A 22,273-nucleotide genomic window follows, 5' to 3' on the forward strand; every position below is an offset into this window, starting at 1 on the left:
GCGCGGCCGCCTCAGCCTTTCGGCTTGGCGGGCGGTGGCTCACCCGTCCATTCGTCGGTGATCAAACCTTGCGCGGCGCTGATCCTGTCCTGCTCCTCCGGGGTGGGAGGGCGGGGGATGTAGCCTTCCGTGGCTTCCTCCGCCGAGAACCGCGCCTTCGGACCTTCCTTGGGCTTGCCGGACATGATGCGCCCTTTCCTGTGGAGTGATGCTGGACCAACGCCCGGCGCGGCCGGGCGTTCCACCGGCCTCAGGCGAAGAAGGCCGCGGCGTCGGCGGGCGGTGCCTGCCAGCGGGGCGCGTTGTCCTTGTCCACCAGCACGGCCCGCACCCCTTCCGCGAAGTCGGGATGGCGGGTGATGTGGCGGGTGAGGGCCAGCTCCATCTCCAGGCAGGCGGGAAGGTCCATCGTCGCCCCCCGCCGCAGCAGTTCCAGCGTCACCGCGACGGAAGTGGGTGACACCCGGCGCAGGATGGCCAGCTGTTCCGCAGCCCATTCGCCGCCTTCCGCCTCCAGCGCCGCCTCGATCGCGGCGCGGTCGTGATGGCCGAAGCAGCGGGCGATGGCCGGGCGCAGGGCGGCGATGCGGCCCGGCGGCACGGGCTGGGCGAAGCGCTCCACCATCGCGGCATCGGCTTCGGCCAGCAGCGCGGCCCGCAGTTCCGGCAGGCGCTCCGACGGCACGAAATGCGTGGCAAGGCCGGCTTCCACCGCCTCCGCCCCATGCAGACGCGCGCCGGTCAGCGCCAGCCAGCGGCCGAGCCCGTCGGGCAGGCGCGGCAGCACATGGCTGGTGCCCACATCGGGAAACAGCGCGATGGCGGTTTCCGGCATGGCCAGCAGGGCACGCTCGGTGACCACCCGGTGGCTGCCATGCACCGAGACGCCGATGCCGCCCCCCATGCACACGCCGTCGATCAGGCTGATCCAGGGGCGGGGGAAGCTGGCGATGGCGCCGTTCACCGCGTATTCGCCGCTGAAGAAGGCATCGATCCCGTCCGTGTCCCCCGCGAGCGCCATCTCGCGGACGCGCCGCACATCGCCGCCGGCGCAAAATGCCCGCCCGCCGGCACCTTCCAGCAGCACCAGGCGCAGATCGGGATCGTTCCGCCAGGCCTGGATGGCCTGCGCGAAGCCCTCGATCATCGGCAGGTCCAGCGCGTTCAATGCGCGGGGCCGGTTCATCAGCAGGCTACCCACTTTACCCTCGCGCGTGGCGACCAGGCTGGCTTCGGTCATGCGGATCCTCCGTTTTCCTGGAATGCAGGGTCGCGGCAGAGCGCCCGGTTGACAAGCGGCCCCGCCAGCGTCGATGCACGCAGCGCGGGCTCAACGGGAGACAGGCGGAATGGCCGAGGCGCTGGTGCGGTTCGAAGGCGTGCGCAAGGCTTATGGCCCCGCGGCTTCCGGTTATGCGGTGAAGCAGCTCGACCTATCGGTGGAGAAGGGGGAGCTGTTGACCCTGCTCGGTCCTTCCGGTTCCGGCAAGACCACCACGCTGATGATGCTGGCCGGCTTCGAGCAGCCCAGCGAGGGCCGCATCATGCTGGAAGGCCGCGACATCGCCCGCCTGCCGCCGCACAAGCGCGGCATCGGCGTGGTGTTCCAGTCCTATGCGCTGTTCCCGCACATGTCGGTGGCCGAGAACGTCGCCTTTCCGCTGGAGGTGCGCGGCATTGCCCGGGCGGAGCGCGCCGCCCGCGTCGCCCGCGCCCTGTCCATGGTGCGGCTGGAGAATTACGGCGGCCGCCGCCCTTCCCAGCTTTCCGGCGGGCAGCAGCAGCGAATCGCGCTTGCCCGCGCCATGGTGTTCGAGCCCCCCATCGTGCTGCTGGACGAGCCGCTGGGCGCGCTGGACAAGGCGCTGCGCGAGGAGATGCAGTACGAGATCCGCGCCCTGCACCAGCGGCTGGGCCTGACCATGATGTATGTCACCCACGACCAGGCCGAGGCGTTGACCCTGTCCGACCGGATCGCCGTGTTCGAGGGCGGGCTGGTGCGGCAGCTGGCCGCGCCGCGCCGCATCTACGAGACGCCCGCCAACGCCTTTGTCGCCGGCTTCGTGGGGGAGAACAACCGGCTGCCCGGCCGCATCATCGGGTCGGAAGGCAACATCACTCGTGTGGCGCTGGATTGCGGCCCGGTGGTGGAGGCGCGCATCGTCGACACCGGCGGCGCCGGGGACCGCTGCATGGTGGCGATCCGGCCGGAGCGCATCGCCGTGGCGCCGGTCGAGGCCGATGACATCGGCGAGGGAGCGCTTCCCGCGACGCTGCAGGAAGCGATCTTCCAGGGCGACCACATCCGGCTGCGGCTGAGCATCGGACAGGGTGGCGAGATCCTGGCCAAGCGATCCGTGGGCGGCGGTGCCCTGCCGGAGCCGGGCGGCGCGGCGGCGGTGGCGTGGGACGCGAAGCACGCCCTGGCCTTCGCGATCTGAGCCGCTCCGCCCCGGGCGCGTGGCCCGGTCTGGCCGATGAGCCACTTTCCCCGTGCCATGGGGAGCCGTAGGGTGACGCCCATGCGGCGTCGGGGACCCTGGCGGGCCTTGGGGCGGGAGATGGTGTCCATCCTCCTGTGCCTGTCGCTGTTCCTTCAGCTCATGGCGGGCGCGGAGGCGGCGTTTCCGCGCCACCAGGCGGTGGACCCGGCCGTGCTGTGCGGCCTTCATCCGCGGCAGGACGCCCCGCCCGATGTCCCGCAACGGGACCGGCACGCCCTGTGCTGCACCCTGGCCTGCGCGGCCTGCGCCGTGGGAATCCCGGCGCTTCCGGCGGACGGGCCGGCCTTGCCGCCGCTTCGCCACATCGCCCTGGCCTTTTCCTGGCCCGGTACGCCGCCCCCGCCGGTCGGCGATCTCCGCCCCGCCTATGGCGCCCGCGCCCCACCTCCTGCTGCCTGAACCCCGATCCTTCTCAACCTCGGGCGCCGTTTGCCGCGCCCTTTCGGGATTCCCGCAGACATGTCCTTTTCATCTTCGCCCCAGGCCGGGCGCCCGCGTGGCGTGCCGGATCTGTACCGCGCCGTCTGGCGCTGGCATTTCTATGCCGGCCTGCTGGTGGTGCCGTTTCTGATCCTGTTGTCCGTGACCGGCGCCCTTTATGCCTTCCGCGCCGAGATCGACACGCTGATCCATCGCGACGTGATGCGCGTCGTGGCGCAGCCGGGGCCGCGCCACGCGCCGGAGCAACTCGTGGCCGCGGCGCTGCGGGCCCAGCCCGGCACCGCCTTCCGCTATGTGCCGCCAGCACGCCCCGATGCGTCGGCCGAGATCGGCATCCGCACCGCCGCCGGGGAGCGGCTGGTGGTGTATGCTGATCCCCATTCCGGCCATGTGCTTGGCGCCATCGCGGACAAGGGCACGGCCATGGGCATTGTCCGGCGGCTGCATTCCCTGGCCTTTTTCGGCCCCGTGGCCAATGGGCTGATCGAGATCGCAGCGGGCTGGAGCATCCTGCTGGTGGGCACCGGCCTGTATCTCTGGTGGCCAAGGCCCAGCGGCGAGACGGGCCGCGAGAAGGGAGGCGTGGTGACGGTGCGGGGCCATCCGGGCCGGCGCATCTTCTGGCGTGACCTGCATGCGGTGACCGGCGCCGGGGTAGGGGTGGTGCTGCTGTTCCTGGCGATCACCGGCATGCCGTGGTCGGTGTTCTGGGGCAGCACCGTCAACCAATGGGCCAACGGCCATAATTTCGGCTACCCGGCCGGGCTGCGCGTCGCCCTGCCGATGTCGGAGGAGCATCTCGGCCACGCCGCGCCCACCAGCTGGTCGCTGGAACAGGCCAGGCTGCCGCATTCCACCGGGCATGGGGCGCAGCCGATCGGCCTCGATGCGGCGGTCGCGGCGTTCGACCGGTTGGAGCTGGCGCCCGGCTACGCGGTGTCGCTGCCGGTGGGCGGCAACGGCGTCTACACCGGCTCGGTCTACCCCAATGACCTGGCGCGGCAACGCGTGGTGCATCTCGACCAGTATTCCGGCCAGGCGCTGCTCGACATGGGCTATGCCGATTATGGGCCGCTGGGGCGGGCGCTGGAATGGGGCATCAACATCCATCTTGGCCAGCAATGGGGCCTGGCCAACCAGATCGGGCTGGTGCTGTTCTGCCTCGGCATCCTGGTGCTTTGCGTCAGCGGCACGGTGATGTGGTGGAAGCGGCGGCCGAAAGGGGCGCTCGGCGTGCCGCCCCTGCCGCGTGAGCGCCGGGTGCTGCGGGGCGTGGTGGCGATGCTGGCGGTGGGCGGCATCATCTTCCCGCTGGTCGGGCTGTCGCTGCTGGTGATGCTGGCGCTGGACCGGGTGCTGGTCCGGCTGGCGGCGCGGGGGAGGGTGCGGGAAGCCGCCTGAGAAAGGCTGGGAAGGCGGTGGCGCGGCCAGATGGATCAGCCGCCCCCGGGCAGTTCCGCCGCCATCCCGGATGGCAGGCAGGCGCCGCCGACGAGGCGGCGGATGCGCTCCAGTCCCTCATCATGCAGGCCCATTTCGTCCAGATGCGCGGCCGTCTGCATCAGGTAATCGGCGCAGCTGCCGATCGGGCCGGTGGCCCTGGCGATCCGGGCCGCGCTGTCCGCGTCGCTGAGCCCTTCCGCATAGGTGTCCCGGGCACGGTCGGCGACAAAGGTGATGGCGGGCAGCGGCCCTTCCGCCGTGTCCAGCTCCACCCATTGCGCGAGGTAGCCGACCGCCGCCATCTCGCGCATCCAGACGAGGCGGAGTTCCTCCTCCTCCAGCCCCTCGGGCAGGCGGAAGGCGACGCCGTGGGTGTGGCCGCCGCGGTCGAGCGCCAGCATCAGCCCGGGATTCGCCACCGAGCCGCGGCCGGCGCGCAGCCAAAGGCAGAAGCGGCGCTGCCAGCCATGCAGCGTGGCTTGCCGCCGCTCGGCGAAATGGAAGCTCGGGTTCCACATCAGCGAGCCGTAGCCGAACACCCAGACCGGCGCGCCGGAAGGGCGCGCGGCCAGGATATCGGCCAGGGTGGCCTCCATCTCCGCGTCGGTCCTGAGCGTCAGCCCCGGCATGGAACGCACCGCCGCCAGCAGCGAGCCATCCCGTAGGCTGTCCCGCGTGATGGCGCGCAGGGTGGGCGGCTTGGCGGCGTTTTCCATGCGGAACTTCTCCTTCATTCGGCCGGCTGCACGACGGCTGGCCGGTCGCGCCGCGCCATGGCGCGGGCCACGACATAGAAGACGGGTGTAAACAGCAGGCCGAAGATCGTCACTCCCAGCATGCCGGCGAACACCGCCGTGCCGAGGCTTTGCCGCATCTCCGCCCCCGCGCCGGTGGCGATGGCCAGCGGCAGCACGCCCAGGATGAAGGCCAGCGAGGTCATCAGGATCGGCCGCAGCCGCGTCCGCGCCGCTGCTTCCGCCGCCTGCCAGCGGCTCATGCCTTCCTGCTCGGCATGGCGGGCGAACTCGACGATCAGGATGGCGTTCTTGGCGGCGAGGCCGATCAGCACCACCAGCCCGATCTGCACCAGCACATTGTTGTCGAGGCCGCGCCACAACACGCCGGACAAGGCCGCCAGCACCGACATCGGCGCGATCAGCACCACCGCCAGCGGCAGCAGCCAGCTTTCATACAGCGCCGCCAGCAGCAGGAAGACGAACACCACGGCCAGCCCGAAGGCGACCGGTGCCGTGTTGCCCTGGGTGGTTTCCTGCAAGGCGATCTCGGTCCATTCGAAGCTGTAGCCGGGGGGCAGCTCGCGGGCCAGGATCTCCTGCATCGCCGCGATCGCCTGGCCGGTGGAAACGCCCGGCGCCGCGGCGCCCTGCACCTCGGCCGCCGGGAACAGGTTGTAGCGCGGCACCCGGTAGGGGCCGGTATCCGGCTCCAGCGTGGCGACCGAGCCGATCGGCACCATGTCCCCGGCATCGTTGCGGGTGCGCAGCAGGGACACGTCGCGCGCGTCGCGGCGCTGCGCTTCCTCCGCCTGGGCCGTGACGCGATAGGTGCGGCCGAGGATGTTGAAGTCGTTCACATAGGCCGAGCCGAGATACACCGACAGCGCCTCCGACACACGGTCGAGCGGCACGCCCAGCATTTCCGCCTTGCTGCGGTCCACCTCGGCGCGCAGCGTCGGCGTCGCGGTGTTGAACAGGGTGAAGGCCATGGCGATCTCGGGGCGCTGGCTGGCGGCGGCGACGATGCGGTTGGTCACCGCCTCCAGCGCGCGCGCGCCACGGTCTCCCCGGTCCTGCACGTAGAGCTTGAAGCCGCCGCCCGTGCCGATGCCGGAAACGGAGGGCGGCGGGATCACCAGCCCCATCGCTTCCCGCTGGGTGGCCACAGCCGCCTGCACGGCGCCGATCAGCTCCGGATAGGCGATGCCGGCGGCGGCCCGCTTCTCGAAGCTGTCCAGCGTGACGAAGATCACGCCGGTGTTCGGCGCGTTGGTGAAGGTGGCGCCGTCGAAGCCGGTGAACATCACCGTGTTGGCGACGCCGGGCACCTGCATCACCTGCTCCGACGCGGCGCGCATGACCGCGTCGGTGCGGCCGAGCGTGGCTCCGGGCGGCAGCTGGAAGGCGGCGATCAGGTAGCCACGGTCGAGCGGCGGGATCAGCCCGACCGGCGTGGTGCGGATGGTCTGGCCGGTCAGCAGCAGCAGCCCGCCGAACAGGATCATCACGATGGCGCTCATCCGCACCAGCCGCCGCGTCAGCGCGCCATAGCCGAGCGACAGCGCGTCGAACACCTTGTTGAAGCCGCGGAAGAACAGGCCGAAGGGTGCCGCGACCACCGCCCGCCAGCCGCTTGCCTTGTGATGGCTGTGCGGCCGCAGCAGCAAGGCCGCCAGGGCGGGTGAGAGGGTCAGCGACACCAGCGCCGAAAGCAGCGTGGCCACCGCGATGGTGACGGCGAATTGCTGGTAGAAGGCGCCGGCCAGCCCCTCGATGAAGGCGGTGGGCACGAACACGGCGCACAACACCAGCGCGATGGCGATCAGCGCGAAGCCGACCTCGTCCATGGTGCGCCGCGTAGCAGTGAGGGGGTCGAGCCCGTTCGCCAGGTGCCGCTCCACATTCTCCACCACCACGATGGCGTCATCGACCACGATGCCGATGGCCAGGATCAGGCCGAACATCGACAGCGAGTTCAGCGAGATGCCCAGCGCGCCCATGAAGGCGAAGGTGCCGATGATGGAGATGGGGATTGCCACCAGCGGGATGATGGAGGCGCGCCAGGATTGCAGAAACAGGATCACCACCAGCACCACGAGGATGATGGCCTCCACGAAGGTGTGGAGCACCGCCTCCATCGACTGCTCGATGAACTGGGTGGTGTCGTAGACGATGCGGTAGTCGACGCCGGGCGGGAAGTCGCGCTTCGCCTGTTCCAGCGTCTGGTGCAGCAATCCGGCGGTGGCCAGGGCGTTGGAGCCGGGCCGCTGGAACACCGGCATGGCGACGGCGCTTTCGCCGGTCAGGTAGGCGCGCAGCGTGTAGTCCTGGCTGCCCAGCTCCACCCGGGCCACGTCTTTCAGGCGCAGCGCGGCGCCGTCCTCGTTGGCGGCGACGACGATCTCGCCGAATTCCTCCACCGAGCGCAGCCGGCCAAGGGCGGAGATGTTGATCTGGAACGCCTCGCCCGAGGCATTGCTGGTTGGCGCGTGGTTGAGGCCGCCGGCGGCGACCTGGACATTGGCGCGGCGCAGGGCCGCCAGCACCTCGCCCGGCGTCAGGCCGCGCGCGGCGATCCGCGCGGGGTCGAGCCAGACGCGCATGGCGTAGTCGCCGCCGCCGCCGAACAATTGCACGTCGCCCACGCCGTCAAGCCGCGCGAGGCGGTCCTTGATGTTCAGCGTGGCGTAGTTGGCCAGGTACTGGTCGCTGCGGGATTTGTCGGGCGACACCAGATGGATCACCATCATGATGTCGGGCGAGGCCTTCTTCACGATCAGCCCCAGCGTGCGGACTTCCGGCGGCAGGCGGGGCTCGGCGATGGCGACGCGGTTCTGCACCAGCACCTGCGCCTGGTCGATGTCGGTGCCCTGCTCGAACACCACGTTGATCGTCAGCTTGCCGTCGCCCGTCGCCTGGGAGGACACGTAGAGCATCCGCTCGACGCCGTTGATCTCCTGCTCGATGGGGGAGGCGACGGTTTCCGCGATCACCGAGGCGGAGGCGCCGGGATATTGCGCGGCGATGGTGATGGTGGGCGGCGCGATCTCGGGATATTCGCTGATCGGCAGCCGCGTGCCGGCGATGGCGCCGATGATCAGGATGGCGATCGAGATCACGGCCGCGAAGACGGGCCGGGCGATGAAGAACTGGGCGAAGCGCATGGCGCGGCTCCTTTTCAGCGCGTCGCGGCGGCGAGGCGGCCATCCGGCGCCTTCGCCTCCGCGGTGACCCGGGCGCCCGGCCGCGCGAGGTGCAGCCCGGCGGTGATCACCCGGTCGCGCGGAGACAGGCCTTCGCGCACCACGCGCAGACCATCCACCAGCGGGCCGAGCGTCACCGGCTTGGCGACCACCGTGCCGTCCTCGGCGACGGTCATCACCACGCGGCTGGCCTGGTCGGCGGCGATGGCGGCGTCCGGCACCAGCAGCCGCTCGCCCTGGCCAGCCGGCAGGCGCAGCCGCGCGAAAACGCCCGGCGTCAGGAACAGGCCGGGATTGGGCAGCAGCGCGCGGGCGCGGAGGGTGCCGGAACGGGGGCGCAGCTCCGTGTCGAGGAAGTCGAGCCGGCCGGTGCGATGCCATTCGGTCTCGTCGGCCAGCCGCAGGCGGATCTCCGGCGCGGCGGCATCCTGGCGGGCGCCGCCGTCCCGCGCTAGGCGGAGGTAATCGGCCTCGCTGAGATCGAAGCTGGCATAGATGGGGTCGAGCGTCAGGATGGTGGTCAGCGGGGTCTGTCCCGCCTGCACCAGGTTGCCGGCATCGACGCGCCGGTCGGAGGCGCGGCCGGGCTGCGGCGCGCGCACCTCGGTCCAGGTCAGCTCAAGCTGGGCCTGGCGCAGCCTGGCCTCGGCATCGGCCAGCGCGGCCTCGGCCTGGCGCTCGGCGGCGCGGCGGGCGTCGAGCTGCGCCTCGGGCGCGATGCGGCGCTCGATCAGGGGGAGGGTGCGGCGGATCTCCTGCCGCGCCAGCTCCAGCCGGGCGCGGGCGCCATCCCGCTCCGCTTCGGCGCTCTGCACGGCGATCTCGAAGGGGCGCCAGTCCAGCGTGAACAACAGGTCGCCGGCGCGCACGATCTGGCCGTCGCGGAAATGCACCTGCTCCACCAGTCCTGACACGCGGGGGCGCAGCTCGACCCGGGCGGAGGGCTCCAGCCGGGCGATATGCTCCTCCCATTCCGTCAGGTCGCGGCGCTGGGGCTGTTCCACGGTCACGGCGGGAGGCGCGGGCTGGGCGAAGCCGGGGGCGGCAATCGCCAGCGATAACAAGGGAAAAGCCAGAAGGGTCTTGCGGATGGGGGTCGGCATTGCCTATCTCCATGGCCGGATGATACCGACCGGTTCGTACCATTGATACGAACCGGTCGGTCACATTGCAAGATCCCCGTGGAAATGCTTCTGCGGAGGGAAGACCAGAAGGAGTGGGAATCCAGCCGTGTCCGAGTCCCCGAAAGCCGGGAAGCGCGACCCCCGTTCGGCCGCGGAACGCCTCAAGGACGTGGCGAAGGAACTGTTCTACAAGCAGGGCATCCGCGCCACGGGCGTGGAGGAGCTTTGCCGCGTCGCCGGAACCACCAAGATCAGCCTGTACCGCGCCTATCCCTCCAAGGACGAGCTGATCGCCTCGGTCCTGCGCGACGATTGCGACGCTGATGCCTGCTGGTTCGACAAGGTGCGCGACGAGGCGATCCCCTCGCGCGAGCGGCCGCGCGCCTATCTGCTGGCGGCGGCCGAGGCGATGCGGGAGAAGGGCTATCGCGGCTGCCCGATGGTCATGGCGATCGTCGAGTTTCCCGACCCCGAGCACCCGGCCCGCCAGGTGGCGGATGCCTACAAGCTGAAGGTGCGGAGCGCCATCCACCGGCTTTGTGCCGAAGCCGGCGCCGCGGAGCCGGAGGTGCTGGGCGATGCGCTGCTGATGATGATCGAGGGCGCCTATGCATCGGCGCCCTATCTGGGCCATCTCACGGCGGCGGATTCGCTGGAGCGGACCGGGCTGAAGCTGCTGGACATCGCCTTGCCGCCGCGCTGACGCCTCTTCGCAAGCCCCTTGTTCCGGCTCTAGGATCAGGCTGGGACCGGGCGCCCTGTCATGGCGTCCATTCGGGGAGGGTGGAGCGATGCTGCGACGGGGTATGGGCGCCATGGTGGCGCTGGGTGCGGTTTTGCTGGCTGCCGGCGGAGCCCTGGCGCAGGGGCGCGACCTGACGGTGGTGTCCTGGGGCGGCGCCTACCAGGATGCCCAGCGCGACATCTTCTTCCGCCCCTTCCAGCAGGACACCAAGAGCCGCCTGCTGGAGGAAACCTGGGATGGCGGCGTCGGCGTTCTGCGCGCCAAGATCCAGTCCGGCGCCAACAACTGGGACGTGGTGCAGGTCGAGAGCGAGGAATTGCTGATCGGCTGCGAGGAAGGCCTGTTCGAGAAGATGGACTGGTCGGCGATCGGCGGAAAGGAACGCTTCATCCCCTCCGCCGTCCATGAATGCGGCGTCGGCAACATCCTGTATTCCTTCGTTCTCGCCTATGACAAGGCGCGGACCCCGACAGGCCCGGCGAACTGGGCCGAGTTCTTCGACACCCGGAAATTCCCCGGCAAGCGTGGCCTGCGGCGCGGTCCCAAGGCGACGCTGGAGATCGCGCTGCTGGCGGACGGCGTTCCGCCGGGCGAGGTGTACAAGGTGCTGGGCACCAATGCCGGCGTGGACCGCGCCTTCCGCAAGCTCGACAGCATCAAGGGCGACCTGATCTGGTGGGAGCGCGGCAGCCAGCCGGCGCAGCTGCTGGCCTCGGGGGAGGTAGTGACCACGGTTGGCTATAACGGCCGCATCACCGCCGCCAACCAGGGCGATGGCCGCAATTTCGGCATCACCTGGGCCAACAACCTGTTCACCCTCGACAGCTGGGTGGTGATGAAGGGCACGCCGAACAAGGACAAGGCGCTGCAATTCATCAACTTCGTCACCCAGCCGGCGCGCCAGGCCGAGTTGCCGCAGCGCATCCCCTACGGCCCGACCGTCAAGGGCGCGCAGGACGGCCTGCCCCCCGCCGTGCTGGCCAACCTGCCGACGGCGCCGGCCAATGCGGAAGGCGCGCTGCAGCTCAGCGACCAGTTCTGGCTCGACAACCTCGACAAGCTGAACCAGCGCTTCAACACCTGGGTCGCGCGATGAGCGCGCAGGACTCAAGAAATGCGGTGAACGCGCGCCGGGCCGTTCGCCCACGGGGCATGGCGGGCTGGTGAGCGCCCGCTGGAAGGCCGCGGCGCTGGTGGCGCCGCTGCTGTTGTTTCTGTTGCTCGTGTTTGTGGCGCCCATCGGCACCTTCCTGTTCCGCGCCGTGCAGGAAGCCGATGTAGCGCCGGTGCTGCCGCGCACCGTCTCGGTCCTGGCGGACTGGAATGGCGCCGCCATGCCGGGCGACGCGGCCTTCACCGCCCTGGCCAAGGACCTGCGGGAGGCCCGGACGCGTGACCAGGAAACCGGCGGCGGCGCCATCGCCCGGGCGGCGGCGCGGCTGAACGCCGACTGGCCCGGCTTCCGTTCGCTGCTGCCGATGACCGCCCGCCGCATCGCCGCGGCCGAGGGTCCGCCACGGGAAGCGCTGCTGTCCATCTCGGAGGATTGGGGCACCCCAGCGGTCTGGGGCGCCATCCGACGCGCCGGCGGGCCGGTGTCGGATTTCAACCTGCTGGCCGTGCTGGACCTGAAGCGCGATGCGGCCGGCGGCATCACCGCCGCCCCGGCCGATGAAGCGATCTTTCGCGGCATCCTGTGGCGTACCCTGTGGATCGGCGCCCTGGCGACCGTGATCTGCCTGGCGATCGGCTATCCGCTGGCCTGGCTGATGGCGACGGCACCACCGCGCTGGGTGCCGTTCCTGGTGGCCGGGGTGATGCTGCCCTTCTGGACGAGCCTGATCGTGCGGACCGCCGCCTGGATGGTGCTGCTGCAACGCGAAGGCGTGGTCAACGCCGCCTTGCAGGCCACGCATCTCATCACCGAGCCGCTGCCATTGCTGTTCAACCGCGGTGCCGTGCTGCTGGCCATGGTTCACATCCTGCTGCCCTTCATGGTGCTGCCGATCTATGGCAGCCTGCGCGCGCTGGACTGGCGGCTGCCGCGCGCGGCGATGTCGCTCGGCGCTTCGCCCCTGCGCAGCTTCCTGCGGGTGTCGCTGCCGCTGTCCCTGCCGGGAGTGGGGGCAGGGTGCCTGCTGGTGTTCATCCAGGCGCTGGGCTTCTACGTCACGCCCGCGCTGCTGGGCGGCGCGAATGACCAGATGGTGCCCTATTTCGTGGCCTTCTATGCCTCCCGCACGGTGAACTGGGGCATGGCGGCCGCCTTGTCCGTGCTGCTGCTGCTGGCGGTGGTGCTGGTGGTGGCGCTGTATGGGCGGCTTGTCGGCTTCAGCAAGGTGCGCACGGCATGAGGGCGTCGCGCATCCTGCTCTGGACCTTTGGCGCGCTGGCCATCCTGTTCCTGATGGCGCCGGTGCTGGCGGTGCTGCCGCTGTCCTTTTCCTCGGGCTCCTTCCTGTTCTATCCGCTGCCGGGGCTTTCGCTGCGCTGGTACGCGGATTTCTGGACATCCGATTTCTGGCTGCCGGCGCTGTGGAACAGCCTGAAGGTGGGGACGGGGGCGGCGCTGGTGGCGGGCAGCCTCGGCACGCTGGCCGCCTTTGGCCTGTGGCGCGCCGAGTTTCCCGGCAAGAGCCTGGTGATGGCGGTGCTGCTGGCGCCGATGGTGGTGCCGGGCATCATCGTTGCCGTGGCGCTGCTTCTGGTGTTCGGCCCGCTCGGCCTCACCAACAGCTTCACCGGCCTGATCCTGGCGCATGCGGCTCTGGGCGCGCCCTTCGTGGTGGTCACGGTGCTGGCGGCCTTGCAGCAATTCGATGCGGTGCAGCTGCGCGCCGCGGCATCCTGCGGCGCCTCGCCCATCCGCGCCTTCCTGCGCGTCTGCCTGCCGCAGATCCTGCCGGGCGTGGCGGCGGGGGCGGTGTTCGCCTTCGCCACCTCGCTCGACGAGGTTGCGGTGGCGCTGTTCATCAGCGGCCCGGCGCAGCGCACCCTGCCGCGGCAGATGTTCTCCGGGCTGAACGATTCGATCAGCCTGACCATCATGGCGGCGGCGATGGTGCTGGTGCTGCTGTCGGGGCTGCTGCTGCTCGCCGTGACGCTTCTGCGTCGCCGGAGCCCGTGACACGGGCGCGCTTCTGTGCCAAAAGCAGCGCGCCTCACTGCGGGTGTGGCGGAATGGTAGACGCGACGGACTCAAAATCCGTTTCTGGCAACAGAGTGTCGGTTCGAGTCCGACCACCCGCACCACCCGGCACCATCCCCGAACAGCATCAGCACCGCCGGCCCCTCGGGCGCCGCGACCACGGTATCGCCGCGGAAGCCGGCGCACGCGCAGGCGCGCCTCGCCTGTTCATTGGCGGGATCGGGATCGATGGCCACCAGCGGCGCGCCATCCTTCAATAGTTTCCGTGCCAGGACGCGCAGGAAGCCGGCGCCATGGCCCCGGCCGAGCAGCGCGGGCTCGCCGATGAAGCAGTCGATGGCCATCGTGCCCTGCGGCAATGCCGCGAGATGAGGCGCGCCCCAGCCATGCACCTCATAGGCCTGCGCATAGGCGAAGGGATCGCCGCGCAGCGAGACGATCCATTGCCGCATCAGCGTTTCGTCGAGATCCGCGGCGATCAGCGCCAGTTGCTCGGCCGGGTCGCCCCACCAGCGCCTCACCTGCGGCGCATGCAGCCATCGCGCCAGCAGGGGCAGATCGCGCCGGGCGCAGTTGCGGAAGCGATAAGGGTTCATGCGCGCCCTCCCGGAGCGGATCGCGGCCCGTCCAGGCCGCGAAAGCCATTCGGGATGGATCGCTGAGCGGGCCATCCATCCCGCCATGGCCGGAACCAGGACACCCGGTGCGCCGGCATGGCGGCAGGCGCGTTTCCACCTGCCGCCGCGGTGTCAGCGATCGGTCAGGCGCAGCTCGATGCGGCGGTTGCGGGCATAAGCCTCAGGCGAGTCGCCCGCATCCAGCGGCTGGTTGTCGCCGAAGGCGGCCGCCGCGACGTGGTTGGCGGGCAGCCCTTCGCCGATCAGGAACTGGCCCACCGCGATGGCCCGCGCCGCCGACAATTCCCAGTTAGAGGCGTAGCGCCCACCCGGCCGGATCGGGTTGCGGTCGGCATGGCCATCGACGCGCAGGATCCAGGGCAGGTCGGGCGGGAATTGCTGACTGACCTCCTTCAGCACGGCGGCCAAGCTGCGCAGCTGCGCGCGCCCGGCATCCGATAGGTCGGCGCCGCCCACGGGGAACAGCACCTCGCCCTGGAACACGAAGCGGTCGCCGACGACGCGGATCTCCGGCCGCTCGCCCAGCACGTCGCGCAGGCGCCCGAAGAAGTCGGAACGGTAGCGCTGCAGCTCCTCGACCCGCGCGGCGAGGGCGGCGTTCAGCCGCTGTCCCAAGGCCGTGATCTGCGCGTCCTTGTCGCGTCCGGCATCTTCCTCGGCCTCCAGCAGCCCGGCGATGCGCGACAGCTCGGCCCGCAACTCGGAAAGCTGCCGGTTGAGCAGGGCGACCTGCGCGCGGGCGCTGTCCGCGAGCCGCGCCTGCTCGGCGGCACCGGCCTCGGCCTGCTGGCGGGAACGGTTCTCGCCCTCGGCCCGGGCCAGGGCCTCTGCGGCACGGCGCTCCAGCTCGTCGCGGAGCGCGGTCAGGGCGCGGATCTGGTCGGCGAGGCGGGACAACTCGCGTGCCTGCTCGGCATTGCCGGCGCGCTCGGCCTGCAATTGCTGCCGCGCCTCGGTCAGCTCGCGCACCGTTTGCGCGTTGCCGCCACCCAGCGATTCCGCCCGCGCCTGCGCCTGGGCCAGCCTTTCCTCCAGGCTGGCGATGCGGGCGTTGGCGCTGCCCGCTGACAGTTCCAGGTCGGACAGGCGGGCCTGCAGGCGGTCGCGTTCCTCGTTCAGCCGGTCCCGCTCGGCGGCCTGCCGGTCGCGCTCCTCGCGCAGGGTGCCAGCCTGGGCCTGGGCGGCTTCGCGCGCGGCGGTGGCCAGGCGCAGCTCCTCGCTCAGTCGGGCGACGCTGGCGCGCAGCTCGCCGCCTTGGCCTCGTTCCAGCGCAAGCAGGTCGGTCAGCTCCGCCACCTGCCGGTCGAGCCGGTCCAGCGCCTGGTCGCGGGAGGACAGGGTGACGGACAGGAAGCCCTGCGCCAGCACGAAAACCAGCAGCACGAAGATGATGACCATCAGCAGCGTGGACAACGCGTCCACATAGCCGGGCCAGGCATTGGGCGCCTCCTGGGCGCCGCGGCGGCGGCGGCCGAGCGCCATGGCTCAGCCTTTCCCGTTCATGGCGGGCCGCATCACGGGTTCTCCTCGGCGAGCGCCGCGATGGTGCGGGCCAGGATCTTGATCTCGCTGCGGATCTCGGCAGTGGACTGGGCGCGGCCATGCGCCAGGTCCTCGCACAGCCGGGCCATGTAGACTTCCAGGTTGCGCAGATGCGTGCGCGACGCCTCGTCCAGCGCGCCATGGGCCTGGATATGACCCTGCGCCTCGGCCAGCCTTTGCAGCGCGGGCACGAGGCCGGACTGATTCTCGGCGAAGCGCTGCATCTGCAATTGCTGGGCGCGCATCTGGTCCGCCATGGCGGAAAGGCGGTCATTCAGGCTGTTCAGGGCCTGGGTGGTGTTGGCGCGGCCTTCCTCGCCACGCGCCAGGATGGATTGCAGCTTGTCCAGGTTCTCCGCCGTCTGCTCCAGCAGGGCCTGCACATAGGCGGGCACCGAGCCGGCGAGGTCGCCATCGCCGCCGATGGCGCCGCTGGACAGGCGGGTGACGCCGGCCAGCCATTCCTCCAGCTCGTTGTAGAAGCGGCCCTGCGCCTGCCCGGCGGTCAGGTCCATGAATCCCAGGATCAGCGCGCCGGCGAGGCCGAGCATGGAGGAGGAGAACGCGATCCCCATGCCGCCCAGCGGCTGCGCCAGCCCGGATTTCAGCTGGTTGAACAGCTGGTTCAGGTCGCCGGAGCCGACGGACATGGTGTTGATCACCTCGGCCACCGAGCCGATGGTCAGGATCAGGCCCCAGAAGGTGCCGAGCAGCCCGAGGAAGATCGACAGCCCCGTCATGTAGCGCGACAATTCGCGCCCTTCGTCCAGCCGCGAGCCGATGCCATCCAGCACGGACCGCATGGCGATGGCGGACAGGGCGAGGCGGTCGCCACGCCGCGTCGCGAACATGGAGGCCATCGGCGCCAGCAGTTTCGGCGGCGGGCGGGTGCTGGCGCCGGCGCGCGGGCCGCGGAAGCCTTCCAGCCATTCCACCTCGCGCTTCAGCCCCATCACCTGGCGGATGTTCCAGGCGATGCCGAGCAGCAGCACGGCAACGATGACGCCGTTCAGGATCGGGTTGGCGGCGAAGGCGCGGATCAGCTCCTGCGACAGCACCGCCACCAGGAGCAGCACGGCGGCCAGGAACAGCACCATGCGCATGAGAAAATGATTGGGGCGGGTCATGCGCTGGCTCATGGTTGGCGGGCGCCGGACTGGCGCTCCCGCTGTTGGTTGTCACCTCGCCGGCCCTGGCCGGGCGGCAGCAACTCGATGGCATCGCGCGCCTCGGCGGTGCGGCCCAGCGGCCGGACATCGATGCGCGTGCCGTCGAGCCCCGCCTCCTCCAAGACTTGCCGGATGGCGAGGCCGCGGGCCAGCGATTCCCGCCTTGCGACGGAGAGATCATCCTGCGGTTCCGCGACCTGCGCCGTCACGGTGACGCGCCCGGTGGTGGACTGGGCCAGCCAGCGGGCGATCTCGGCGAGGCTGCCGCGCGCCGCCGCATCCGGACGGCCCCGAGCGAGGGCGCCGGTCAGCCGCCAGCCGCCGCCGGGCAGCGCTTCCATGCCGCGGGCCAGGCTGATGCCGGGCTGTGGCAGTTGCGTGGCGGGGCGGGGAGGGCGGGTCAGGTCGGGCGGGCTTGGGGCGGATGGCGCCGGATCGGCCGGCAGCGGCTGCGCCGCAAGCGGCATGGCGCCCGCCAGCAACAACAGGGAAGGAAGCAGGCGACGGGCAAGGAAAAGGCGAGGCAGCATGGTGGCGCCACCCTAGAGCAGATCGTGCCAGGGCGGAAACGGCAGCGGAAACGGTGGCGGCAATGGCGGCCGGAACAGGTGCCGGCCGCGTTGGCGCCGCCTGTCAGCCCTCGCCGCGGGCGCGGTTCACCAGGGCGATGCCTTCCTGCACCACATCGCGCAGCTTCGGCTGCAGGAAGGGGTTGCCGGCAACCACATTGCCGCTGGCGTAGGGGTCGCCGCCCTCGGGATCGGTGACATAGCCGCCGGCTTCCTTCACCACGATCAACCCGGCCGCCATGTCATACTTGGCAAGGCCCAGCTCCCAATAGCCCTCGTAGCGGCCGGCGGCGGTCCAGGCGAGGTCGAGCGCGGCGGAGCCCATGCGGCGCACGCCGGCCACCTGCGGCATCAGCTTGGCGAGGGTGGCCGAGAACTCGGCCTTGCGCTGCACCTTGGCGAAGGGAATGCCGGTGGCGAACACGGCGGACAGCATGTCGCGCCGGCCGGACACGCGCAGGCGGCGGTCGTTCAGGAAGGCGCCATTGCCCTTCTCCGCCCAGAACAGCTCATCGGAGGCAGGGTTGTAGATGACGCCGGCCATGATCTCGCTGCTGTTCTCCCCGGTGCGCTTCTCGATGCCGATCGAGACGCACCAGTGCGGGATGCCGTGCAGGAAGTTGGTGGTGCCGTCGAGCGGGTCGATCACCCAGCGCCATTCCCAGTCGGCGGCGCCGGTTTCGCCCTGCTCCTCGCCATAGAAGGCGAAGTTGGGCCGGGCGCGGCCGAGCTCGGCGCGCAGGGTTTCCTCGGCGCGGAGATCGGCCTGGGACACGAAATCGCCCGGGCCCTTCATGCTGACCTGCAGCTGCTCCACCTCGCCGAAATCGCGCAACAGGCGGCGGCCCGCCTTCTGGGCGGCCGCGACAACAACGTTCAGGGCAGGGGAAAGGCGGGCGGAAGGGGCCACTTCGGGGGGAACTCCGGTGCGGGAGGGGCGGGCGCCCCGCCGGGGGGGCTTGACCCCGGGGGAGGGCGCGGCCCGGTTCAGGCGTATTGGCCGGGGCGGGGCCCCGGGGTCGGCGCGGCACGGCCGGGCTGGCCGTGCCGCCGGGCGTCAGCCCTTGGCGCGCTCGACGTAGGAGGCGTCCTCGGTCTTCACCACGATCTTCTCGCCGGCGGTGACGAAGGGCGGCACCATGGTCTTGACGCCGTTGGACAGCAGGGCCGGCTTGTAGGAGGAGGAGGCGGTCTGCCCCTTCACCACCGGGTCGGCCTCGGCCACTTCCAGCGTCACGGTCTGCGGCAGCTCCATGGCCACCGGGTCGCCCTCGATCAGCTTGACGGAAACGGTCATGTTCTCCGCCAGGAAGGGCAGGCGGTCGCCGAGGATGGCGCCGGGAACCATGGTCTGCTCGAAGGTCTCGGGGTCCATCAGCACCAGGTTCTCGCCATCGGCGTAGGAGTAGGTGAACTCCTTGTCCTCGGTCATCAGCCGCTCGACGGTGTCGGCGGTGCGCCAGCGGTCATCCTTCTTGGTGCCGGTCTTGATGTCGCGCATCTCGACCTGGATGAAGGCGCCACCCTTGCCCGGGGTGATGATCTGGATCTTCAGCACCGTCCAGCGCCGGCCCTCATACTCGATGACCTGACCGGGGCGCATCTGGTTGGCCTGCTGCTTCATGGGCGGGGCACCTGTCTTGAGCGGAACGCTTTAAGGAACACGAAAAGGCCGCCGCCCGGCGGGCGGGAGGCGGTCCGGCGGGGCGGTTTAGCGTGCGGCGCAGGACGGAGCAATGGCAACCGCCCTGCGCCCCGGCCGGAAGGCCGCGCCAGGAACATGCCCTTTCGACCGCCTTACTGAGCGACCCGCCCGAACAAGGCGGTCAGCAGCATGAACAGCGCGCCCCCCGCCAGGAAGCCCACCAGGGTGCCGTTCACGCGGACATATTGCAGGTCCCGCCCGACCCGCAGCTCGATCTTGTCCACCACCGTGGCGGTGTCCCAGCGCGCCACCACCCCGGCAATGAACTCGGCGATCTGCGCCTGGGCTGAAGGCAGGGCGCTTCGCAGCATCCGCTCGACCCCGGCATTCAGCCGCGCCCGCGCCGCCTCGTCCTCGCTCAGCCAGTTGCCAAGGTTGCCGAACAAGCCGGCGATCAGCATCGCGCCACGCCCGTCCGGCCGCGCCGAATCGGCGGCCAGGGCGCCCTTCATGCGGTCCCAGACATCCAGCAGCCAGACCGACACGGTGGGGTGCGCCATGGCCTGGCGCAGCGCCTGGCCGATGGCGGCGGCGCGCTCGGGGTCATTCTCAAGCCGGTCGATCTCGCTGTTCAGCCAGGCCTCGAAGGCGGCGCGAAGCTCGCTGTCGCCCGGCTCGACCTTTTCCAGCTCGGCATTGATGCTGGCCAGGATGCGCCGCGCCACCGCGCCGCCCGCCAGCCAGCCGACCAGCGCGCCGCCTTCCGCCCGCACGCGGGTCTGGATGGCGTCGCGCAGATCGGCTTCCTTGGCGGCCAGCAGCACCTTGATCTGCGCCAGGGCCAGGCCGAACACCGCCTGGTGCTGGCCGCCGGCCATCATGGTGCGCAGCGTGCGCGCCAGCATGCGGGCCGCGGCAGGCCCCGACACCATGCGCGGCAGCAGCCGCAGCAGCAGCCGGCGGGCGCGGCCATCCTCCAGGGAGGTCAGCAGGCGCGGCAGCTGCGCCGCCAGCGCCTCCGCCGCCGGGCGGGTGGTGGCCGGGTCGGACAGGACGCGCCGGAGGATGCCGGCGATGTCGATCCGCTGGATCAGCCGGCTCAGCTCAGCCTCGGTCAACACGTGGTTGCCGACGAAGCGGCCCAGGCCGCGCCCCAGCCGGGCCTTTTGCCGCGGAATGATCGCCGTGTGTGGAATGGGCACGCCGAGCGGATGGCGGAACAGCGCCGTCACCGCGAACCAGTCGGCGAGGCCGCCCACAAGCCCGGCCTTGGCCGAGGCCTGCAGCACATCGGTCCAGTAGCCGGGCGGCAGGGCATAGCTGCCCAGCATCAGCGCGGCCATGACGACCAGCAGGCCAGTGGCGAAATGGCGGTGGCGCCGCAGGTTGCGGCGCAGCTCGGCCTCCGGATCGGGGAAGGGGGCGGTCGGAGCGGTGGGAGGTGTCATGCCATGCATCCCCGCCAAGGTAGTGCGCCGCCCCCCGCCCTGGGAGGCGCGACGGCGAAACAATGCCGTCCGCCAGCAAACCCTTGAGCCACCCGCAAGGTATGTTATTTCATAACAATCATGCATGACCGCCTTTCGCTCCTTTTGGCCGACCCCCTGGCCTTGTCCGCCGGTGCCGGCGCCCGCCTGATGCTGGCGGCGCTGTTGCTGGCCGTGCTCTGGGGCGGCGTGCTGTGGGCGCTGGCGGCATGAGCGCGCCGATTTTCCTGGCCGATGTGACGCTGACGCATGGGCGGCATCCTGCGGTGCACCACCTGTCGGGCGAGTTCGCGGCTGGCAGCCTCACCGCCATTGTGGGGCCGAACGGCGCCGGCAAGTCCACATTGCTGCGCGCCATCGCCGGGCTGCACCCGGCGCATGAAGGGCGGCTTTCGGCGCGGGGGCGCATCGCCCTGCTGCCGCAGGCGGCGGCCACCGACCGGCAGTTCCCGATCTCCTGCCTGGATGTGGTGCAGCTCGGCCACTGGTCGCGCGCCGGCGCCTTCCGTGCCCTACGCCCGGCGGAAACCGGCGCGGCTCGCGACGCCCTGGCGGCGGTGGGGCTGGAAGGCTTCGAGCGCCGCCCGGTGGGCAGCCTGTCGGTGGGGCAGTTCCAGCGCGTGCTGTTCGCCCGGCTGCTGGTGCAGGACGCGCCGGTGATCCTGCTGGATGAGCCCTTCAACGCCGTGGATGCGCGCACCGCCGCCGACCTGCTGGCGCTGGTGCATCGCTGGCACGGGGAAGGGCGGACCATCCTCGCCGTGCTGCATGACCTCGACCTGGTGCGGACGCAGTTCCCCGAAACCCTGCTGCTGGCGCGCGAGCCCGTGGCCTGGGGGCCGACCGGCACGGTGCTGACCGCCGCCAACCGCCTGAAGGCCCGGATGATGTCCGAGGCCTGGGACGATGCCGCCGAGGCGTGCGGCCGCGCCGCCTGAGCGCCGGCGTGTTCGACCTCCTGTTCTCGCCCTTTGTCGAGTTCGGCTTCCTGCGCCGGGCGCTGGTGGGCTGCCTTGCCCTGTCCCTCGCGGCGCCGCCTTTGGGCGTGTTCCTGATGCTGCGGCGGATGAGCCTGACCGCCGACGTGCTGGCCCATGGCATCCTGCCGGGCATCGCCGCGGGCTTCCTGGTCGCCGGGCTGTCGGTCACCGCCATGTCGGTGGGCGGGCTGCTGGCCGGGCTGGTGGTGGCGGTGGGGGCGGGGGCGATCTCCCGCGCCACGGGCGGGCGGGAGGATGCGGCGCTGGCGGCGCTCTACCTTGTGGCGCTGGCGCTGGGGGTGACGCTGATCTCGACCCGCGCCGGCTCGGTGGAATTGTCGCACCTGCTGTTCGGCAGCGTGCTGGGCGTCGATGACCCGGCGCTGTTCCTGATGGCGGGCGTCGCCAGCCTGACCCTGGTGGCGCTGGCCTTCGCCTGGCGGCCGCTGGCGCTGGAATGCTTCGACCCCAGCTTCGCCGCCGCCGCCGGGGCGCGCGGCGGGGCATGGCACATGGTGTTCCTGGGGCTGGTGGTGCTGAACGTCCTGGCGGCCTTCCAGGCGCTTGGCACGTTGATGGCGGTGGGGCTGATGATGCTGCCGGCGGTGGCGGCGCGGCATTGGGGGCGGAGCGTCGGCGGCATGGCCTATGCCGCGGTGTTCATCGCGCTGCTGTCCAGCGTGGCAGGGCTGCTGCTGTCCTACCACCTCGACCTGCCGACCGGGCCGGCCATCGTGCTGGTGGCGGGCGGGCTTTGGGTGGTGTCGGTGCTGGCCGGCCCGGTGGATGGCCTGCTGGCCCGCCTGCTGCACCGGCCGCATCTGGCGGGGTAGGGCCTCGTCCGGCCGGACCGCCCATGGCAGCCTGTCGCCCCTTCGATTCGACAGAAAGGTTTGCC

The 22,273-nt window shown here is 70.9% G+C and carries 21 protein-coding genes, 1 tRNA gene and 1 pseudogene; 11 read left to right on the plus strand and 12 right to left on the minus strand.

Annotation, left to right across the window (positions count from 1 at the left end; translation table 11 throughout):
• Positions 1-11: 11 nt before the first annotated feature.
• Both F0Q34_RS21725 and F0Q34_RS03880 read right to left on the minus strand, forming a co-directional pair.
• Entirely contained in the window at positions 12-185 is a 174-nt protein-coding gene (locus tag F0Q34_RS21725) for a hypothetical protein (protein ID WP_161600772.1), read from the minus strand.
• A 65-nt stretch (positions 186-250) separates the two neighbouring features.
• Positions 251-1,240 carry an enoyl-CoA hydratase/isomerase family protein gene (locus F0Q34_RS03880; protein WP_149810788.1) on the minus strand — a complete coding sequence of 330 codons (990 nt, stop codon included), beginning with the start codon at positions 1,238-1,240 and terminating at the stop codon, positions 251-253.
• A gap of 109 nt (positions 1,241-1,349) precedes the next feature.
• On the opposite strand from F0Q34_RS03880, the gene F0Q34_RS03885 reads away from it, so the two are divergent.
• The 3 genes from F0Q34_RS03885 to F0Q34_RS03895 all read left to right on the plus strand — a co-directional run bounded on the left by F0Q34_RS03885 (position 1,350) and on the right by F0Q34_RS03895 (position 4,346).
• On the plus strand, positions 1,350-2,441 hold the full coding sequence (locus F0Q34_RS03885) for an ABC transporter ATP-binding protein (protein WP_149810789.1): 1,092 nt from the start codon (positions 1,350-1,352) through the stop codon (positions 2,439-2,441).
• Between the two features lie 120 nt (positions 2,442-2,561).
• Positions 2,562-2,903 (plus strand): hypothetical protein, encoded by a 342-nt coding sequence (locus tag F0Q34_RS03890; RefSeq protein WP_149810790.1) that lies wholly within the window; start codon positions 2,562-2,564, stop codon positions 2,901-2,903.
• Positions 2,904-2,963: 60 nt separating this feature from the next.
• A complete protein-coding gene (locus F0Q34_RS03895; protein WP_149810791.1) occupies positions 2,964-4,346 on the plus strand; it encodes a PepSY-associated TM helix domain-containing protein in 1,383 nt (460 codons plus the stop codon).
• 35 nt (positions 4,347-4,381) lie between these two features.
• Here F0Q34_RS03895 and F0Q34_RS03900 read toward each other — a convergent pair whose 3' ends face one another.
• Genes F0Q34_RS03900 through F0Q34_RS03910 form a run of 3 tightly spaced genes read right to left on the minus strand, consistent with a single transcriptional unit; the run spans position 4,382 to position 9,431 of the window.
• The gene (locus F0Q34_RS03900) at positions 4,382-5,104 is read right to left on the minus strand and encodes a gamma-glutamylcyclotransferase (RefSeq protein ID WP_161600773.1); all 723 of its coding nucleotides are present in this window, start codon (positions 5,102-5,104) and stop codon (positions 4,382-4,384) included.
• A gap of 14 nt (positions 5,105-5,118) precedes the next feature.
• The gene (locus F0Q34_RS03905; RefSeq protein WP_149810793.1) at positions 5,119-8,289 is read right to left on the minus strand and encodes an efflux RND transporter permease subunit; all 3,171 of its coding nucleotides are present in this window, start codon (positions 8,287-8,289) and stop codon (positions 5,119-5,121) included.
• A gap of 14 nt (positions 8,290-8,303) precedes the next feature.
• Positions 8,304-9,431 carry an efflux RND transporter periplasmic adaptor subunit gene (locus F0Q34_RS03910; protein WP_149810794.1) on the minus strand — a complete coding sequence of 376 codons (1,128 nt, stop codon included), beginning with the start codon at positions 9,429-9,431 and terminating at the stop codon, positions 8,304-8,306.
• 127 nt (positions 9,432-9,558) lie between these two features.
• Between F0Q34_RS03910 and F0Q34_RS03915 the strand changes: the two genes are divergently transcribed.
• The 5 genes from F0Q34_RS03915 (at position 9,559) to F0Q34_RS03935 (ending at position 13,449) form a co-directional block, all read left to right on the plus strand.
• Entirely contained in the window at positions 9,559-10,155 is a 597-nt protein-coding gene (locus F0Q34_RS03915; protein WP_149810795.1) for a TetR/AcrR family transcriptional regulator, read from the plus strand.
• Between the two features lie 88 nt (positions 10,156-10,243).
• Positions 10,244-11,293, plus strand: a complete 1,050-nt coding sequence (locus F0Q34_RS03920; protein WP_149810796.1) for an ABC transporter substrate-binding protein — start codon at positions 10,244-10,246, stop codon at positions 11,291-11,293.
• Between the two features lie 67 nt (positions 11,294-11,360).
• Positions 11,361-12,551 (plus strand): ABC transporter permease, encoded by a 1,191-nt coding sequence (locus tag F0Q34_RS03925; protein WP_241665305.1) that lies wholly within the window; start codon positions 11,361-11,363, stop codon positions 12,549-12,551.
• Positions 12,548-13,324, plus strand: coding sequence for an ABC transporter permease (locus F0Q34_RS03930; protein ID WP_149810797.1), 777 nt, complete (start codon positions 12,548-12,550; stop codon positions 13,322-13,324). The genes F0Q34_RS03925 and F0Q34_RS03930 overlap by 4 nt, the downstream gene beginning before the upstream one ends.
• A gap of 39 nt (positions 13,325-13,363) precedes the next feature.
• Positions 13,364-13,449, plus strand: a tRNA-Leu gene (locus tag F0Q34_RS03935).
• A gap of 123 nt (positions 13,450-13,572) precedes the next feature.
• Here F0Q34_RS03935 and F0Q34_RS03940 read toward each other — a convergent pair.
• The 7 genes and pseudogenes from F0Q34_RS03940 to F0Q34_RS03970 all read right to left on the minus strand — a co-directional run.
• Positions 13,573-14,028: pseudogene (locus F0Q34_RS03940) on the minus strand (GNAT family N-acetyltransferase); the annotation flags it as partial.
• Between the two features lie 66 nt (positions 14,029-14,094).
• Positions 14,095-15,465, minus strand: a complete 1,371-nt coding sequence (locus tag F0Q34_RS03945; protein ID WP_149810798.1) for a peptidoglycan -binding protein — start codon at positions 15,463-15,465, stop codon at positions 14,095-14,097.
• Positions 15,466-15,497: 32 nt separating this feature from the next.
• Entirely contained in the window at positions 15,498-16,652 is a 1,155-nt protein-coding gene (locus F0Q34_RS03950; RefSeq protein WP_149810799.1) for a MotA/TolQ/ExbB proton channel family protein, read from the minus strand.
• Between the two features lie 8 nt (positions 16,653-16,660).
• Positions 16,661-17,224: a hypothetical protein gene (locus F0Q34_RS03955; RefSeq protein ID WP_149810800.1), complete on the minus strand. Its 564-nt coding sequence runs from the start codon at positions 17,222-17,224 to the stop codon at positions 16,661-16,663.
• A gap of 103 nt (positions 17,225-17,327) precedes the next feature.
• Positions 17,328-18,173 carry an inositol monophosphatase family protein gene (locus tag F0Q34_RS03960; RefSeq protein ID WP_149810801.1) on the minus strand — a complete coding sequence of 282 codons (846 nt, stop codon included), beginning with the start codon at positions 18,171-18,173 and terminating at the stop codon, positions 17,328-17,330.
• Positions 18,174-18,320: 147 nt separating this feature from the next.
• Positions 18,321-18,887: an elongation factor P gene (efp, locus tag F0Q34_RS03965; protein ID WP_149810802.1), complete on the minus strand. Its 567-nt coding sequence runs from the start codon at positions 18,885-18,887 to the stop codon at positions 18,321-18,323.
• Positions 18,888-19,060: 173 nt separating this feature from the next.
• Entirely contained in the window at positions 19,061-20,356 is a 1,296-nt protein-coding gene (locus tag F0Q34_RS03970; protein ID WP_149810803.1) for a DUF445 domain-containing protein, read from the minus strand.
• A 120-nt stretch (positions 20,357-20,476) separates the two neighbouring features.
• Between F0Q34_RS03970 and F0Q34_RS22470 the strand changes: the two genes are divergently transcribed.
• The 3 genes from F0Q34_RS22470 to F0Q34_RS03980 are packed head-to-tail and all read left to right on the plus strand — an operon-like array spanning position 20,477 to position 22,208.
• The gene (locus F0Q34_RS22470) at positions 20,477-20,608 is read left to right on the plus strand and encodes a hypothetical protein (protein WP_277755245.1); all 132 of its coding nucleotides are present in this window, start codon (positions 20,477-20,479) and stop codon (positions 20,606-20,608) included.
• Positions 20,605-21,333, plus strand: a complete 729-nt coding sequence (locus F0Q34_RS03975; protein WP_149810804.1) for a metal ABC transporter ATP-binding protein — start codon at positions 20,605-20,607, stop codon at positions 21,331-21,333. Before F0Q34_RS22470 ends, F0Q34_RS03975 begins: the two co-directional genes overlap by 4 nt.
• 8 nt (positions 21,334-21,341) lie before the next feature.
• Positions 21,342-22,208: a metal ABC transporter permease gene (locus F0Q34_RS03980; RefSeq protein ID WP_149811261.1), complete on the plus strand. Its 867-nt coding sequence runs from the start codon at positions 21,342-21,344 to the stop codon at positions 22,206-22,208.
• Positions 22,209-22,273: the final 65 nt, after the last annotated feature.

Source organism: Teichococcus oryzae (assembly GCF_008386565.1).
Lineage (GTDB): Bacteria > Pseudomonadota > Alphaproteobacteria > Acetobacterales > Acetobacteraceae > Pseudoroseomonas > Pseudoroseomonas oryzae.